This is a genomic window from Maribacter luteus, from assembly GCF_009674825.1.
GTDB lineage: Bacteria > Bacteroidota > Bacteroidia > Flavobacteriales > Flavobacteriaceae > Maribacter_A > Maribacter_A luteus.
The window spans coordinates 554,645-572,593 of record NZ_WKJH01000002.1 but is presented as its reverse complement, the minus strand read 5'-3'; the positions used below and the strand labels follow the sequence as shown (position 1 = coordinate 572,593).

Below are 17,949 nucleotides of genomic sequence, written 5' to 3'. Positions count from 1 at the left end.
TATTTAACTGTCAGGAAGATGTTCTTATCCCCTTGAACGGATTTCACGTTTCATAAAGACGAGGTACGAAAACAAAAAACACAGCAGCGTCAATGCCAGTAAGCCGGTAAACTGTGGCCAAACCAATAAGATACTTTGCCCCAATGGCAGTGAAGTGGGGATGGCCCCTTGCAATTGTTCCATGGTAAGGGGTCCCAAGCTACGTACAGAAGGCATAAGAATGGCAGAGGTAATCTCATCGAACAGTTCATTGGGGATAATCTGTACTAAATAGAATTTAAGATTTTCATAAAAGTGAATGGCCTTTGGAGAAGCGTATTTTGTAGGTTCATATCCTTTTACGATCATATTCACGATCAAGGGGTAAAAAATGGTGAAAAACAACCAAACCGCAATCCCTGATAAAGCGGAAGTTGCCGGTTGTTTAAAACGTACGGAGAACAATATGGAAAGGTTCAGCCAGAAAGATACATAGATGATACTGAAAAACGTATAAACCATTATACGCATGAATTCTTCGGCCGAAGGAGGAATGCCCACGGCTATCAATCCAGTTCCTAAGACCAGGAAGGTCAAGGAGAACAGCATTACGCTTATCACGATTATACCTGCCAAAAATTTGGCATTAAGAATACTGTCACGGGGAATGGGTTGTGCCAATACGCGACTTAACGTGCCTTTGTTCTGTTCGGAACTAATGGCGTCGAACCCCAAACTTATGCCGAACAAAGGCCCCAAGAATCCCACAAACACAAAATATGAGGGCAAGGTGCCGTCGGACTTGGTGAACAGGTTCAAGAAAAAAAAGCTGTTTTCCGCATTGTCGGCCGCAAGTGTTTTCATTCCGTCATTCAATGTGGAGAATAAGGTTCCCATGCAGGCCAGGGAAATAATGGCAAATAGGATGATAAAACGCCAATTTCTAATATGGTCGGTAATTTCCTTTTGTACCATGGCTTTGAACGGTTCCCAAGGGAATGAACTTTTGTTTTTCCCTATGCTTTTGTCCATTGCGATTAAGGTACGTAGTTTCGATATCCGACCGGGAAGGTCAATTGCTGTTATTTTTGAAACGCCTGTGGTAATGATATTGTTTTTCATGAACTTTTGCCTGCTTGAAAATATTGATGATAAATGTCGTCCAGACCATATTCTTTTTTGATTAAGTGGCTAAGGCCATAACCGGATTCCACGATCAGTCTGGATAACTCGTGGGAAACATCGTTTTGGGATTCAACCGTAAAATGATTGTCCTTGAAATCAACCTTTGCAACACCTTTAAGCCGTGTTAATCGATCGGTCAGTTCTTTTATGGGTTTGGGATTTTTACCAACACCGTCGTTAATTAATGATATTCCTCCTTCTAGGGTAAATGTGTTTTTAGTGAACAATTGTTCTGCCAAAGAACTGATTTTGCCTTCTGCCAGTAATTTGCCCTTGACAAAAATTCCAACCCGATCGCATACTTGCTGTATCTGATGTAAATGATGGGATGAGAATAGGACGGTAATCCCCTTTTTTCTGCTAAGTCCCACAATAAGTTGCAGAAATTTTTTCACCCCTTCAGGGTCTAGTCCCAAGGTTGGTTCGTCCAAGATGATCACTTCCGGATTTTTTATAAGTACATCGGCAAGTCCAAGTCTTTGGCGCATACCTCTCGAGTAACTAGAGACTTTATTGTCCTTTGCATCTTCAAGACCTACTTGGGCCAAGATATCGAGGGCGGTATGCTTTGCCTGTTCCGAGGGAATGTTGTTCAAACGTGCAACGTAAAAAAGGTTTTGTAGACCTGTATACTCATTGTAGAATCCGACATCCTCCGGTAAATAGCCCACCTTTTTTTTGACCTCTAGCGGATATCTACTGGTGTCTATGCCGCACACATTTACACTGCCGGAATCGAATTGGGTAAGACCCAGTAGCATAAGAATCGTAGTTGATTTACCCGCGCCATTGGGTCCCAATAAACCGAAAATCTCACCTTTTTTTATGGATAAGCTTAGGTTGTCCACGGCAACATAACCATCGTATTTTTTTGTTAATCCGGTTATTTCAATACTCTTTTCAGCCATTACCTTCTCCCGTATTTAGTAAATAGGTAATAAATAGCACCTAAGGTTCCCAATATAATGAAGATTCCCAGCCAACCCCATAATAAAGGAGTTTTGACCAGTACCCTGATTGAAGCTGTTGATGAGGCTTCCGGGGTCTTCGCTGTAATCTTGGGAAGGTAATCACCTGGAACTGATTTATCCGCTGCTTTAATGGTCGCTTGCACTTTTTCACTTCCACCTGCCTTAATCTGGGGAATAGTGTCCGGTTCAATGGTTACTTCCCAATCTTTGGGTTTCGTAGAGCTAAAAGTAACATTGCGTAATTCACTTGAACCTATGTTCCGCACCAGAAGTTCTATCTGTTTTTCCCTCCCAGAGGTAATGCTGGAACTCAATAATCCCGTGGGCGTGGTAAGTTCCATGTCATAGGAGCCTTTAATGACCACTTCAAGTTCCAATTCGGCAGTGCTATATTTATTGGCGGCCTTAATAGGTATTTTGTAGGAACCCGATTTTACAAGAGGCGAAGGCTTTATTTCTACGGTAACATTCGTTGTTTTGTTTGGGGCAATCTCTACTGCGGTCGCTTGCCTGCCATTAGGTTTAAAAGCTACGTTCCAGCCTCGTGGTGGTGAGGCCATCAATGAATAGACTTGTTTTTCGCCCGTATGGTTTTTTAATTTAGTGGAAAAGTTGAAATTGGATTTGGCATGCCCTTCCATGTTTATTTGATCGGAACTGAACTCGGTTTTGAATGTTCCTTGTTCAGAAACATTGATCACTAAGGGGAGAATGTCGTAATTCTTACCAATGAGTTTAATGTTATATTTTCCCTTATCTACCTTTAAAGGCACATTTATGGTAAGCGATAAGGTTTTTTTCTCTCCAGGAAGTACCGCTATACGATTAATGGTATAGCCGCCGGCCTTTAAGGTGTGGTCCCAGCCATCGGGAATACCTGTCAGGTTAATTTCTACATCCTTTAATTGGCTTCCATAGTTGTTTACCTCAATGGAGTAGTCTATCGATTCCCCAGGAGGTACCGAAATATTGGTGTACGGTGTGTAAAGGGTTATGCCGTTGCCGGCCTTTACGGTTTGACCATAAAAAAACAGAAAGGTGAACAAAAACAATACGCTTTGCACGTAATTTCTACTAGATTTCATATAAAAGTGTTTAATACAAAAGGGTTAAAGATTTTGCCGCTTAACCAGCGTATATTAAAATTGATTTTTCATAGTTTGGTTGGAAGTCGTTTTCATATGGAATCAGACCTCCCTGTTGTGTTGTGCATAAAGTCATGAAGCTGCCAGTTGATCGAACCTGAAAGCGGATTGATTCACTTCTGCCCTTGCTTTATCGGTCAGGTGTATTTTCAAGGTTCCTTTGTGAAAATGAACGGAATTTAAATGTTGGTGTAGTTTGTCGGGAAGACTGATATGAAAATCCATATCCCTATTGTATCCGATTGTGGGCATTGATTTTCCATAATGACCATAAATATCATCCGGTTGATGTATTTTCAAATGTAAAACCCCATTATTCACCGTTATGGAGTAGTTTCCTTTTTTAAGGAAATTGGCAGATATAAGGATATGGATACCTCTTTCGTCCAATTTCATTCTAAATTTTTTGAATTTAAGGGGAGGAAAGAAATTTAGGTTCCTACTATTATTTTTTCTTTTGGTTTTATGTAGTTGTTCCATGACTATTTTTTTAAATTATACTTCGTGTTAAAAAGTATTCGTCTAAAGAAATAGAACGAAAATAATCTATAAGTTATAGGGAAAAAATCCTGAATACCCTATACTTTCTTAAGGGGTACGTTCTCCGGTTACCGAAATAAGGAAGGGGATTTATGCACTCATCTATAAAACTTGAATTCAAAAAGATTGTTCTTGAACAGAAAAAAAGGGAGTATGTGATTAAACCACGACCTTATGGAAGGTGGTCGTGAAGAATGCCCGCTTTTGGTGTTATTTGATAATAGATGGTCCGATGTATTTTCAATTGACCAAACAGAAAACGCGGGCAAAAAACCGTCTTCATGTTTACTGAATTGCATGATATCGCTATTTCAAATTTTGAATAAAAATAATGATTCGAATAAAAATCAAAAGTTAAAAAATGTGAAAATATCACTCGGTCGCTGAAGGCTGGTTTTCACTTTATAATTGATCAGGTTTTTCTTTTAGGTTGATTATGTTGGTGCAAATTAGATGGATTGCCGTTGACCTCAATCGTCTTCTTTCTTGTTTACCAGACCTTTTGTGAACTCGTTCAGGGTTTCAACTTTTTCTTCGAAATCACCTTTTATGGTCTTGCGGTATTCATTCAGGTTCTTAACAAGGTCGTCTATGTTTTCGGGAATAACATCTTCAAAAAACTGGCGTAGGCGTTTTGCCGTGGTAGGTGATTTCCCATTTGTGGAAATGGCGACTTTTACGTTTCCCTTAGTAACAATACCTCCCATATAAAAATCGCAAAAGGGAGGATTGTCCGCTACATTGACCAATATGTTTTTCTCTCTACAGTCATGGTACACTTTTTCGTTTATAGTGGTGTTATCCGTTGTTGCAATGACCATGTGTTTGTCTTTCAGGTACTTTGGGGCGTAGGTATCTTCGGTCATCTGTAAATTGAACTTTTTGGCCAATTCAATGGTCGGTTCCCTGAACATTGGGGAGACCAATTGTACTTGGGCGTCGGGGCTCGACTTCAAAAGAAACCTTAGTTTCTCTTCCGCTACATTGCCACCGCCTACAATTAAGATGTTCAGCTGCGATACTTTTAAAAAAACCGGGTATAATTGATTGCTTTCCATGCTATTCATCTGTTTTATCGGTTTTGTAATTAATAGTTATACGTGTTCCTTTTCCTAGCTCTGAATTTATGAATATTCGGCCATTGATATAATCTATACGTTCTTTCATAAAAAATAAGCCCATGCCGCCTTCACTACTATTTTTGGGTACTTGGGTCAAAATTGTGGGATCAAAACCCTTTCCGTCATCATCGATTACAATACTCAATATATCATTGTTGAAATTGATCGTGACCAGGATATAACTTGCTTTGGCATACTTAATCGCATTGTTTACCGCCTCTTGGGTAACCCGATAAATGTTGGTTTCTGCCAAGGAATCGAAACGTATGTTCTTTTCCGCTTTATTCTCGAACAAAATGGTCTTTCCCGTTAATTTGGATAGTTCTACCGTCATTTTATGAATAGCGGGAAAAATACCATGATCGCTTAATTCCGGAGGGGTTAAATTAAAGGTTGCGGTTCGTACACCTTTTATGAGATCCGAGGTCAAGTCTTTTAAATAGGCTATTTTTTCGATGGTTTTTTCTTTGTTTTCTATATCAATGGATTCAATATTGAATTTTAAGGCGGTCAACATTTGACCTATTCCATCATGGATATCCTTTGAGATGCGTTTACGTTCTTCTTCTTGTCCTTCAACGATCTGACTGGCCTGCATTTTCTTTTGTTGCATACGCTCCTCAAAATTCTGTTGGGTCAATTGCTCAACTTTCAACAGGTTTTGTTTACGTTCGGTGATATCGGAACATAAAATAAGGATACTTTGCTGCTTACTTGCTTGGTGCATGGGAATGATCGAAATATCTAACCAAATACGGTCGCCGGTATTGGTTTTTATCTGAATTTCTTCTTTGCGTATATTGTTCTTCCGGTTGCTTTTCAGTATTTCCTTTAGGTATTGTTGTTGGCCCTCGTCAGCAGTCAATAATTCTGATAAAGGTTTGTTCAGCTGTTCTTGTTTTATACCTAGAAGGTTAACGAATTTTTTACTGATGAACACAACGCTACCATCTTTTTTGGCACTTGCGAAAAGAGCGGCATTGTCTATGACGAAATTCAATTCTTGTAATTCCTTAAGTGATTTTTCCTTCTCCGATAATAAAGTCTTTATTTTTTTTGAATTGATATCCGATTCATGTTGGCTTTGCATCAAATTCGTAATCGTTTTACGTATTTGTATGGATAGGGGTCGAAATATGAATAGTATTTCCAAAATAAGAATCAAAAGGGAAAAAGCCAGCAAGAGGTACTCCTTTTGTTTTAGATTCTGTAATTGCTCCTTGCTACGTTTGTCATATTCATTAACAATCGTATCCATCAGATTTAAAAAAGGGCGTTCGTTTTTAAGTAAGATGGCAATATTGGAATCTAAGTTGCCTTGGGCCATAGTATCATCTTTTTTGGGAATTGAACCCAGGATAGATTCAACCGCTTTGACCATGGCAGTATGGTGGGGTTCAAGTTTACTGAACAGTTTTAAGATCTCCGGGTCGTCTTCCAAAGGGAGGTTCATGGATCTGTTCCCTTCTATAAGGCCTCTATGCGAAGTTTTCCAAACCTCCAATGTTCTTTGCAGTTCTGAAACGATAAGATCTGGGTTGTCTATTTCATATGCGTCTTTAAGAAGAAGTGCCTCTTTGGTCAACTTTTGACTGTAGGCCCTTTGTCGACCGGCAACGTTTATGACCCTAGAGTCATCCAATTGCGAATTAAGATGTAGCTGAATCAGGATCTGAGCGATGATAATGGTAATCGCGATACCGGCCAATGCCAACAAATACCACTTACGAATCCTGACGAAGGTCGCTGAATCTAAGGGTCTTTCAAGTTGACTTTTTGACATTGGATGGTCGTATGTATTTATATACCTTCAAAACCAGGCATTAATTACTGATCGCTTTCGTGACCAATTCAAGCGCGTTTTTTGAAAGCGGTAGTTGTAAAGCGGCCTTATGGCCTTTTTCAGACATTTTACGCCATGTTTTTTGAAGAATGTCTATGGTTTTTTCCTCAGGGTGTTTATTGGCGAAAGGTTCAAAATAATAGGCAAGGAACACCAGGCATATCACATCTTCTAAGGTTTGTGTGTCTTCATTCTTCTTTAGCTGTTTCTTTTCTAAAAGAAACCTGACCTTTTTAATGGTCTCTTCGGAATATCCTACTTTTTCCAAAATGGATTCGGCTTTATCGGCATGGAATTTCTTCAGCTCCTGACGCCACCTTAAATACCCTTCCCTGTTCATCTCAAAGGAATCCCGAGGTATTTCCCAACGGCATATGTGTTGGCAACGGGCTGTCAATTGTAAGGCTTCGGAGGCGTTAGGGGCAAATGTGTTCAGTTGCTCCGTCATCCTAAGGGCGTACAACAATTCTTTAGGGTAAGTCTTACCCTGAAAGATCTCGGAGTTTGGATCCTGCTGATTGGCAGCATCAAAATGTTGAAACGCAGTTTGAAGTTTTCCTGACATTGGCATAGTATTTAAATATAGCCAAAACTATTCAGAAAAGCCTACATATACAATGTCGTCCTCTACTTTTACCGGATAAGTTGCAATTGCCTCTAGATCCCCGTTCAAATGGTTTCCGTTTTTCAATGAAAAAGTGTTTTTATGTAAAGGGCAAGCCACTTTAGGTTCCATGTTCTCTTCCCCTATGATTCCGCGCGAAAGGACCATTTCCATTTTATGTGGACATAAGTTTTGACAGGCGTACCACCGACCCTCCCGCGCAAAATTGAAAACGGCTATTTGTTTGTCTTTATATTTGATGCAGGCACCTCCATTTTTAGGGAATCTTGATGTCGGTGCTGCTTTGAACCAGACTTTCACCTTTTCGGTAGTAACGGTTTCGTATGTTTTTAGGCTTGAAATCATGATTATTGACTATAATAGGTCTTGTTAGTGTGAGACCTCGGTTTGTTTTAATACTTGATGTCTTCAGTTGTTTTTGAACAGTGAAAAGGGGATGAACCTTTTTATGCCCATTCCTTTGGCATTTTTTGTTCTCTTAATGCTACAAATTCAATATTGCTATCGGTTTCGTCAGAATTTACGAAATGGGTATAACGTTCCCGAATTTCGGGGGTTTCCACAGCTTCTTTCCATTCGCATTTATAAGAATCGACCAAAGCTTGCATTTCTTGGTCAAGTTCGTCGGCGATGCCTAAGGAATCATTGATGACCACATTTTGCAGATATGTGATTCCCCCTTCCAGTTTTTCCAACCATGGGGCGGTACGTTGTAAGGGCTGTGCGGTTTTAATGTAGTACATGATAAAGCGGTCTACATATTTTATGGCGGTGGCCTTGTCTACCTTTTCGGCCAATAATTCGGCGTGTTTAGGGCTGGCCCCTCCATTTCCTCCTACATATACGTTCCATCCTCCTTCTACGGCAATAAAACCGAAATCCTTGCCTCTTGCCTCGGCGCATTCACGGATACAGCCAGATACCCCGCCTTTGAATTTATGAGGGGAGCGAATGCCTTTGTAGCGATTTTCTATCTCTACTGCAAAACTCACACTCTCATCCATACCATATCTACACCATGTTGAGCCTACGCAACTTTTGACGGTACGTAACGATTTTCCGTAAGCTTGTCCGGTTTCAAACCCTTCTTTTATCAAAGCTTCCCAAATTAAAGGCAGTTCGTGTAGTTTAGCTCCGAACATATCTATACGTTGTCCTCCCGTTATTTTCGTGTATAGGTCAAATTTCTGGGCAATACTCCCAATGGCGATCAGTTGCTTTGGGGTAATCTCTCCGCCTGCCACCCTAGGTACAACAGAATACGTTCCGTTACGTTGGATATTCGCTAAAAACCTATCATTGGTGTCTTGTATCGTTTCTTGTCGGTTAGCTGTCTCGTTATGCAGACTGGCGAATATGGCAGCAATAGTAGGCTTACAAACCTCACATCCATGCCCCGTGCCCACGGCATCCAATAGCTCATAATAATCTTTAATACCCCTGAGTTTTACGATATCGAACAGTTCTTGTCTTGAAAAGTCGAAATGTTCACAGATGCGCTCTTTAACCGTTTTTCCCAAAGTCTTCAGACTTTCCTTTACTAAATCGGCGACCATCGGTTTGCAGCCTCCACAACCCGAGGTGGCCTTGGTAGCTTTGGCCACGGCTTTTACGGTCTCGTTCCCATCTTCCAAAACGGAACAGCAAATGGCCCCTTTGGTTACCGCTTCGCAGGAACATATGACGGCGTCATCAGGGAGGTCCATTGCACTACCGAATGGTGAGCCACCTTCACCTCGCGCCCCTACGATCAATTCTTCGGCGTTCTCCGGAAGGGGAATGTTGTTCAGGTACATTTGGTGTAGAATACTATAATCTTCAGCATCACCTACCATTATACCTCCCAACAGTGTTTTGCCATCATGGCTTACATTAATACGTTTATATACGCCTTTTGTTTTGTTCTCGTAAATTATGGAAAGGCCTTTATCGGCGGGCATATAAGGAATGCCGAAACTAGCGACATCCACACCGATTAATTTCAGTTTTGTTGACATGTCTATATGCTGTTGCATCAACACCTCTTTTTGAAGAATTTGGTTCACGGCCACTTCTGCCATTTCGTATCCAGGGGCCACTAGGCCATAAATCATTTGATTGTAAAGGGCAACCTCCCCTATAGCGTAGATATTAGGGTCTGAGGTTCTCATTTTGTCGTCTACGACTATACCACCACGCACTCCCATTTCTAGGTTACAGGTTTTTCCTAACTCGTCCCTAGGTCTGATTCCGGCCGAAATGACCAACATATCTACGTTTAGCATGTCATCTTCCCCGAAATCCAAACCGGTAATGGAACCGTTGCCTAGTATTTTATTGGTAGCTTTTCCTAAATGAATATTCATACCAGTAGATTCCAAGGTCAGTTTTAGTACATTGCTACTTCTACTGTCCAATTGTCTGGGCATCAACTTTGGGGCATATTCCACAACATGTGGCTCCAATCCCATGTCCATAACCGCTTTACCTGCCTCCAAACCTAAAAGTCCACCACCAAGAATGGCCGCTTTACCAATTTTATTCTCTTTCTTTATTTTTTCGGCATATGACAGCATGGATTCAAGGTCTTCGATGGTACGGTATACGAATACCCCTTCTTTTTCCACTCCGTTTATCGGGGGCACAAAGGGTACTGAGCCTGTGGCCAAAACCAAATGGTCATAAAAGAATTCTTGATCACTGGCGGTCGTTATCGATTTTTTGGACCGATGAATATCGGTTACCCTTTCGTTTACTATGAGGTCTATATTGTTTTCGGCATACCAAGTTAATGGTGCGAGCTCTAGGGCTTTTGCATCTTGGTTTTCAAAATATTCACTTAAATGTACCCGATCATAGGCTGCACGAGGTTCTTCCCCGAATACCAATAGTTTAAACTGTTTGCCTTCTTCTCGGGAAACCAATTTCTCGCAGAATTTGTATCCGACCATTCCATTGCCAACAACTATAATAGTTTTCATATGCTTTTGATTTAAAACTAAAGTACAATAATACGTAAAAATACGTATAAACTAAGTAGTTATATGAAAATAATTACGTATTCTTGTTGTAGAATTCTAAAAATAACATTTAAAGAATTGTACTGATGAAAATAAGGAACGAGTTAAAAGTAAGTTTGGTAGGTGCCGGCCCGGGGAGTGAAGACCTTATAACTGTTAGGGGTTTGAGGGTTTTACAAAGTGCTGACGTTGTTTTGTACGATGCTCTTGTCAGTGATGGGTTACTTTCCTTGATAGATTCGGATATACCTAAGATATACGTAGGTAAACGATGCGGTCAACATTCCTTTACACAGGATGACATTAATATAATGATTGTGGAAAATGCATTTAGGTTTGGTCATGTAGTTCGATTGAAAGGGGGTGATCCTTTCGTATTCGGAAGGGCATTGGAGGAAATTGAGTATGTGGAATCCTTTGGTATACCTGTTTCTGTTGTCCCTGGGGTTTCGAGTGCGCTTGCTGTTCCTGCCAGCCAAGGGATGCCCATGACCCTCCGTGGTGTAAGTAGTAGTTTTTGGGTGATGACCGCAACCAAACGAGATGGTTCTTTTACCGAAGATTTGAAATTTGCCGCGCAGTCTTCTGCCACCATGGTCATCTTGATGGGGGTTCGTAAATTAAAGGAAATCGTTGATGAAGTTAATAAATACAGGGGTTCATCAACCCCCATCGCTGTTATTCAAAATGGCACCAAAGCCAATGAGAGTTGTGAAATCTCCAGTTTAGGGAATGTGGATAATATAATAGGTGTCATAGATGTGACACAAGCTGGAATAATTGTTATTGGGGAAGTTGTAGCAAAACACCCGACTTTTTTCGAAGAAGAAGTTCAGCGTGTTTTACATTCAAATATGTAGTGCCTGATAGCTATATTACGTATTTATTTGAAAAATAGCTCATTTTATGTTAAGGTCAATTCTTCAAGGATATTAAAAATATAATTCTGGATGTGTATTTTCATCAATCTGAAAAAATAATGAATTGATTTTATCCAACTTCGTAAAAATCACCTTTAATTTTAATATTCTACGCAGATATACGTAAAAATACGTAGAAATACGTAAGTTTGAATCGATATTAAAATTAATAACCGGAAAAACTATTCACTATGAAAATGAATTTTAAAAAAATATCACTTCTATTGTCTACCGCTCTTCTTATGGTTGCTTGCGGGGGAAAAGAAGCAAAAAAAGCACAAACGGCTTCTGAGGTTGAAGATGCGGTCGCTTCAAAAACCAAAATGTTGGATATAGAAAAACCACAACTTACTTTCGGATTTATCAAATTGACCGATATGGCTCCTTTGGCCATTGCCAAAGAAAAAGGGTTTTTTGAAGATGAAGGGCTTTTTGTTTCCGTAGAGGCGCAATCAAACTGGAAGAACGTATTGGACCGTGTTATTGATGGCCAGCTTGATGGTTCCCATATGTTAGCGGGTCAACCTATTGCTGCCGGTGCTGGGTTCGGAAGGCAGGCCAAATTGGTCACACCTTTTTCAATGGATCTAAACGGAAACGGTATTACCGTGTCTAACGATGTTTGGTCTAAAATGAAGCCCAATGTTCCTAAAGACGGAGATGGAAAAACCATTCACCCTATTAAAGCAGATGCCTTGAAACCGGTGATTACGGAATATAAGAATAGTGGTAAGCCATTTAAAATGGGTATGGTTTTCCCGGTTTCCACGCACAACTATGAAATACGATATTGGTTGGCTGCTGCGGGTATACATCCAGGTATGTACACCGCCGATAATGTTCAAGGACAGATAGATGCTGAGGTGTTGTTGTCCGTTACACCACCGCCACAAATGCCTGCCACTTTGGAGTCGGGTACTATCTATGGCTATTGTGTAGGTGAGCCTTGGAACCAACAAGCCGTTTTTAAAGGGATTGGCGTTCCGGTGACCACGAATTATGATATTTGGAAGAACAACCCAGAGAAGGTATTTGTAATGACCAAGAAATTCGTTGATGAAAATCCGAATACCGCCATAGCAGTGACTAAAGCACTGATTCGTGCAGGAAAATGGTTAGATGAACCTAGTAATAGGGCAGAAGCGGTAAAAATTCTTTCTATGTCACAATACGTTGGTGCCCCGGAAGAAGTATTGGCGAATTCGATGACCGGTACTTTTGAATTTGAAAAAGGGGACAAACGTGAAATGCCCGATTTTAATGTATTCTACAAGTACAATGCCACATATCCTTTCTATTCCGATGGTATTTGGTTCTTGACACAAATGAGAAGATGGGGACAGATACCTGAAACAAAATCGGCAGCATGGTATGGTGAGACGATTAAAGATATTTACAGACCCGATATTTGGAAGAAAGCGGCGGATTTGTTAGTGGCCGAAGGGCAGATTCCTGCTACTGATATTCCAGATACCGACGGATTTAAACCAGCAACTTCGGATTTTATCGATGGCACCACTTTCGATGCCAAAGATCCTATAGGTTACATCAACAGTTTTTCCATCGGAAATAAGGATTAAGACTTACCCATAGTCGGACAAATCGAATCAAAAGTATAATATTATGAAACAAGACATCACTTTAAAGAGAGAAGGGCAGTTCCTGGCATTTTTGAAACCTTTGGTAGGTAAGTTTACCCCTAATTTTCAGAGAATGGATATCATGGGGTCTCTCAAGAAAACCGTAATTACCATATTCTCCGTACTTGTGTTTTTAGGTTTATGGCATTTGGGATCTAAGGCACTTTACAATAAAGAGGCCAATTTCAAAATAGAGAAAGCCTTGAATGAACAAGGCGCTGTAGCCGCCGAAGCGGAACGGGCCTGTATAGCTTCCGGTGATAGTAGTTGTCAGCCAAATACATTGCCTTCTCCACTACAGGTGTGGGCTTCTTTGCAATCTTTGATCGCTGACCATAAGGTGATAACTGCCGATAAAGCGGCTTTCGTTGAAAAGATGTCGGAAAGGAACGCACAATTAATTGCCCAAGGTAAGGACGCTATTGTTTATACGGGAAGGGCATCGTTTGTTGATATTGTTCTGACAAGTATAAAAACGGTATTCGCAGGGTTCTTGTTGGCACTTTTGATTGCGGTCCCTATCGGAATCGTTATCGGTTTGAGTCCGTCTTTGCGGAGCGCCTTTAACTGGTTTATCCAGATTTTTAAACCAGTCTCCCCTGTTGTATGGTATCTGTTGGTTTTTATGATCGTAAAAACATTGTACATAGGTGACAGCTCTGACAATGCCTTCGTAATCTCGTTTATAAGCGTAGGTTTATGTGCAATGTGGGCAACATTGGTCAATACGGCCATGGGCGTTTCTACGGTTGACAAAGACTATATCAATGTAGCAAAGGTCTTGAAGTTGGGTACTTTCCAAAAGATATTCAAGGTTATTTTGCCATCTTCATTACCATTGATATTTACGGGATTACGGATAACCCTTTCCGTGGCATGGATGGTGTTGATCGCCATTGAGCTTTTGGCACAAAGTCAAGGACTGGGACTTTTTGTGTGGGAAGAATTCCAAAATGGGGCCAATGATTCCAACTCCAAGATAATCGTGGCCATGTTCGTCATAGGTATTATCGGTTTTCTGTTGGATCGATTGATGTTGGCCATTCAGAACATGGTCTCTTTCAATAAGAACGAATCAGTTTAAACCTTATAAACAATATTCAAATGGCCTATTTAGAACTGAATAATATATATAAAACCTATGGGGAGGGGGATAGCAGTACAGAGGTACTGTCTAACATTAACCTATCTATTGAGGAAGGTGAATTCGTTGCTATCGTCGGCTTTACGGGAAGTGGAAAAACAACATTGGTGAATCTGATCAATGGACTTTTAAAACCTACAAGCGGGGAGGTCTTGTTCAAAGGACAACCCGTGATAGATACGAGTCATGAACGTGGGGTTATTTTTCAGAATTACTCTTTACTGCCTTGGTTGACCGTTGGTCAAAATGTATTTATGGCGGTAAAGGAAGCCTTTCCAAAAGAAAACAAGACTTTTTTGAAACAACGGGTAAGTGACTATGTAGCGATGGTTGGTTTGTCTCCGGCCATTAATAAAAGGCCGAAAGAACTTTCGGGAGGAATGCGACAGCGTGTTGCTGTTGCCAGGGCTTTGGCAATGAATCCCGAGATGATCATCATGGATGAGCCTTTAGGGGCCCTGGATGCTTTGACAAGAGGAAACCTACAAGATGAAATATTGAATATTTGGAGTCAGGACAAGCGTACTGCATTATTGATAACCAATGATGTGGATGAGGGTATTTATATGGCCGACCGCATAATTCCGTTGAAACCAGGGCCTAATGCAACATTGGGGCCGGAGTTTAAGATCGATATAGAACGTCCACGGGATAAGACGGCATTGAATGACAATCCCAATTTCAAGAAAACAAGAAATGCCATCATAGAATATCTGATGGATATCGGGAATGAGCGTAAGTCGGTTTCACAAAAGGAGTATGTGTTGCCGGATATCAGTCCAAAAAGTTTTGTAGCCTAAAATTTAAAAAAAATAAGATGAGTACAGAAAACACCCTCGAGACAGGAACGGTTCAGAATGGTATTTTTTATTCTTCCCAAGTTATGTTGGATCTGGCTAAATTAAAAAAAGTATATCCTACCCCAAAGGGAGACTATGTGGTGTTGGAAGATTTGGACCTTCAAATCATGAAGGAAGAATTTGTTACCATAATAGGTCATTCAGGTTGTGGAAAAACTACGATGCTATCAATGATTGCAGGACTTAATCCTATCTCTGGAGGTAACATAGCAGTATTGGGAAACCCTGTAAAAGGCCCAGGTCCGGATAGAGGGGTTATTTTTCAATCCCCCAGTTTAATGCCTTGGATGACTGCCTTGGAAAATGTTCTTTTAGGCGTAAACCAGGTCTTTAAACATGCCACTAAAACACAACGAAAAGATATTGCCAAATATTATTTGCATAAGGTGGGTCTGGAAGGCGCATTCGATAAGAAAGCCATTGAACTTTCTCAAGGTATGCAGCAACGGGTAGGTATTGCCAGGGCATTTGCGATCAAACCTAAAGTGCTGTTATTGGACGAGCCTTTCGGTATGCTCGATTCTTTGACCCGAGGGGAGTTACAGGATATTTTGATTGAAATTTGGAACAAAGAAAAGATAACCGCCGTTATGATCACACACGATGTGGATGAAGCCATATTCTTGGCAGATAGGGTCGTAATGATGACCAGTGGCCCACGAGCAAAAATCGGTGATATATTGAATATTGATTTTGAGCGGCCACGTACTCGAAAATCCGTTTTGGAACACGACGATTACTATAGCTATAGAAAGCACTTGATCGACTTTTTAGAACATTAACCAACAACCTAACTTTTTAATAAAATAAGATTATGAAAAAACAGTACACTCTTATATTCCTATTATTCCTATCGGTTCAATTTACTATGGCCCAGTTTACTTTAGACGGGGAGTTTAGGCCACGTGCGGAATACAGACATGGTTTTGGAAGTATAATTCCTGATGCGGCCGACGCGGGTTTCGCAATTTCAAGCAGATTACGGTTGAATGCAGGATATGAATTCGAATCCTATAAGTTTTACATGAGCTTACAGGATGTTATGGTTTGGGGAGAAAATAGACAGTTGAAACCAGAAGACAGTAATAACTCTTTTTCAGTATTTGAAGCTTGGGCCGATATAAAATTGGGTGAAGGATTCTCTACCAAACTTGGGCGCCAAACTTTGGTATATGATGATCAGCGTATCTTAGGTTCGGTCGGTTGGGCCCAGCAAGCACGTAATCACGATGCGGCTCTCTTGCGTTATAACAAAGGAAATTTTATGATGGATGCTGCTTTGGCCTTCAATCAGGATTTCAGTACTACGACCGGTAATCCAGGAGGTTTCCAATCAGTGGGCACGGCCTATAATACCACAGGGTTCTTTTCCTATAAAACCATGCAATACCTTTATTTGAAGCAAAAATGGGATACATTTTCGGCCAGTGCGTTGATCATGAACAATGGGTATCAGAACTTTACTGGTGATGAAGCCCAAGTTGCTGATGGGGTCAGTAACCTTTTAACAGTAGGAACACACTTAAATTATAAAAAAGGTGCTTTCGGAGCAGCTTTCAATGGTTATCTACAGAGTGGTGAACGTCAAAACAGCGTTGATGTGGGCGGAGCATATTTGTTGGGACTGGATCTTAACTATAAAGTTTCTAAAGGAGTTGTTTTGGGATTGGGGGCTGAATTGATAAGTGGTAACGATACGGGTACCACGGATAAGACCGAGGCATTTTTCCCTCTTTTTGGCACCAACCATAAATTCAATGGTTTTATGGATTATTTCTACGTAGGTAACCATGCGAATTCCGTAGGATTGACCGACGTTCATGCTAGTGCCAAATTTACTTTGGGCGAAAAATCCAGTTTGTTGGTCAAAGTGTTGAATTTTAGTGGGGACCAAGAATTACCAAGTGGTGAAAAATCATTGGGAACAGAGCTCGATTTGGTGTATTCCCAAGGTTTCAAGGGTTTTGGATTGGCAATAGGGTATTCTCAGATGTTCGCAAGCGATGGTATGTATGAATTAAAAGGTGTTACCGAGGATGCTGCAGCAGGAAGTCAAAATTGGGCTTGGGTACAATTGACCGTAAAACCTAAATTCTTGAATACGACCAAAAAAGATTAAGATAGGAGAACCTTAATTATTTTGATTCGATAGGCTATCATGACCTTTTTTGGTTGTGGTAGCTTTTTTTTTGAATAACTATCCTATCTGTTACCACACTTATTTAATTGGAAGTAGTTTGATTACCATAATGCGAACATTTCTTATCTTTGTACGTATAACTACTTGCATATTGAATCAAACAACCATAGTTTTAGTAGACGACCATTCTTTGGTCAGGGACGGCATAAAGGCTCTTCTGGAAAGTGAACAAGATCTTAAGGTTATCGGTGAGGGTGCTGATGGTACCGAAGCCATAACATTGGTAGAGCAGAAGAAGCCGGACATACTCGTCGTGGATATACGCATGCCCAAAATGACAGGTATCGAAGCTGTTGAAAGACTTAATAAGTTGAATTCCGATGTAAAATGTATTATACTTTCCATGCATGATTCTGAGGAATATATATTACAGTCTGTGGCTGCCGGGGCAAAGGGCTATTTACTTAAAGACACAGGAAAGGCAGAGTTCATAAAAGCTATCCATACGGTTCGTGATGGTGGTAAATACTATAGTGGTGATATTTCCAATGTTTTGGTGAACAATCTACTGAACCCTACGGCCAAGATTTTGGAAAGTCCCAAGAAAGCAGTTCGCACAAGTAATCCTTTTGATTTGACCAATAAGGAAATCCAAATATTGGAATTGGTGCTTTCCGGGCTTACCAACAAACAGATATCCGAAAAATTGCAGAATAGCAAGCGTACTGTTGAAACCCATCGTTTTAATTTAATGAGAAAGATGGAAGTTAAAAATTTGATGGACTTGTCCAAAAAGGCCAAAGCATACAATTTAGTTTAAACTCATTTTCTTCATCC

16 protein-coding genes are annotated in these 17,949 nt (G+C 40.5%); 7 read left to right on the top strand and 9 right to left on the bottom strand.

The features are described 5' to 3' along the window. Positions 1–24: 24 nt before the first annotated feature. From GJ691_RS05630 to nirB, 9 genes are all read right to left on the bottom strand, one after another. The gene (locus GJ691_RS05630; protein WP_218944420.1) at positions 25–1,101 is read right to left on the bottom strand and encodes an ABC transporter permease; all 1,077 of its coding nucleotides are present in this window, start codon (positions 1,099–1,101) and stop codon (positions 25–27) included. Next, a complete protein-coding gene (locus GJ691_RS05625; RefSeq protein WP_154364636.1) occupies positions 1,098–2,072 on the bottom strand; it encodes an ABC transporter ATP-binding protein in 975 nt (324 codons plus the stop codon). The genes GJ691_RS05630 and GJ691_RS05625 overlap by 4 nt, the downstream gene beginning before the upstream one ends. Further along, positions 2,072–3,220, bottom strand: a complete 1,149-nt coding sequence (locus GJ691_RS05620) for a COG1470 family protein (RefSeq protein WP_154364634.1) — start codon at positions 3,218–3,220, stop codon at positions 2,072–2,074. Before GJ691_RS05620 ends, GJ691_RS05625 begins: the two co-directional genes overlap by 1 nt. Positions 3,221–3,352: 132 nt before the next feature. Then, positions 3,353–3,676: a hypothetical protein gene (locus GJ691_RS05615; protein ID WP_154364633.1), complete on the bottom strand. Its 324-nt coding sequence runs from the start codon at positions 3,674–3,676 to the stop codon at positions 3,353–3,355. Between the two features lie 614 nt (positions 3,677–4,290). Then, positions 4,291–4,878, bottom strand: a complete 588-nt coding sequence (locus tag GJ691_RS05610; protein ID WP_154364758.1) for a precorrin-2 dehydrogenase/sirohydrochlorin ferrochelatase family protein — start codon at positions 4,876–4,878, stop codon at positions 4,291–4,293. Between the two features lies 1 nt (position 4,879). After that, positions 4,880–6,724: a PAS domain-containing sensor histidine kinase gene (locus GJ691_RS05605; protein WP_154364632.1), complete on the bottom strand. Its 1,845-nt coding sequence runs from the start codon at positions 6,722–6,724 to the stop codon at positions 4,880–4,882. A 40-nt stretch (positions 6,725–6,764) separates the two neighbouring features. Continuing rightward, a complete protein-coding gene (locus tag GJ691_RS05600; protein ID WP_154364631.1) occupies positions 6,765–7,355 on the bottom strand; it encodes a DUF4202 domain-containing protein in 591 nt (196 codons plus the stop codon). A 21-nt stretch (positions 7,356–7,376) separates the two neighbouring features. Next, positions 7,377–7,754, bottom strand: coding sequence for a nitrite reductase small subunit NirD (nirD, locus tag GJ691_RS05595; protein WP_154364630.1), 378 nt, complete (start codon positions 7,752–7,754; stop codon positions 7,377–7,379). A 101-nt stretch (positions 7,755–7,855) separates the two neighbouring features. Then, positions 7,856–10,369, bottom strand: coding sequence for a nitrite reductase large subunit NirB (nirB, locus tag GJ691_RS05590; protein WP_154364629.1), 2,514 nt, complete (start codon positions 10,367–10,369; stop codon positions 7,856–7,858). A gap of 125 nt (positions 10,370–10,494) precedes the next feature. Here nirB and cobA point away from each other — a divergent pair, with 125 nt between their 5' ends. From cobA to GJ691_RS05555, 7 genes are all read left to right on the top strand, one after another. Further along, positions 10,495–11,268: a uroporphyrinogen-III C-methyltransferase gene (gene cobA, locus GJ691_RS05585; protein ID WP_154364628.1), complete on the top strand. Its 774-nt coding sequence runs from the start codon at positions 10,495–10,497 to the stop codon at positions 11,266–11,268. A gap of 251 nt (positions 11,269–11,519) precedes the next feature. Continuing rightward, the gene (locus GJ691_RS05580; protein ID WP_154364626.1) at positions 11,520–12,908 is read left to right on the top strand and encodes a CmpA/NrtA family ABC transporter substrate-binding protein; all 1,389 of its coding nucleotides are present in this window, start codon (positions 11,520–11,522) and stop codon (positions 12,906–12,908) included. A gap of 43 nt (positions 12,909–12,951) precedes the next feature. After that, a complete protein-coding gene (locus GJ691_RS05575) occupies positions 12,952–14,052 on the top strand; it encodes an ABC transporter permease (RefSeq protein ID WP_154364624.1) in 1,101 nt (366 codons plus the stop codon). A 20-nt stretch (positions 14,053–14,072) separates the two neighbouring features. Beyond that, the gene (locus tag GJ691_RS05570; RefSeq protein ID WP_154364622.1) at positions 14,073–14,912 is read left to right on the top strand and encodes an ABC transporter ATP-binding protein; all 840 of its coding nucleotides are present in this window, start codon (positions 14,073–14,075) and stop codon (positions 14,910–14,912) included. Between the two features lie 17 nt (positions 14,913–14,929). Beyond that, positions 14,930–15,754 carry an ABC transporter ATP-binding protein gene (locus GJ691_RS05565; protein ID WP_154364620.1) on the top strand — a complete coding sequence of 275 codons (825 nt, stop codon included), beginning with the start codon at positions 14,930–14,932 and terminating at the stop codon, positions 15,752–15,754. Between the two features lie 32 nt (positions 15,755–15,786). Further along, a complete protein-coding gene (locus tag GJ691_RS05560; protein ID WP_154364618.1) occupies positions 15,787–17,091 on the top strand; it encodes an alginate export family protein in 1,305 nt (434 codons plus the stop codon). Between the two features lie 172 nt (positions 17,092–17,263). Next, on the top strand, positions 17,264–17,932 hold the full coding sequence (locus GJ691_RS05555; RefSeq protein WP_246200122.1) for a response regulator transcription factor: 669 nt from the start codon (positions 17,264–17,266) through the stop codon (positions 17,930–17,932). The last annotated feature ends 17 nt before the right edge of the window (positions 17,933–17,949 follow it).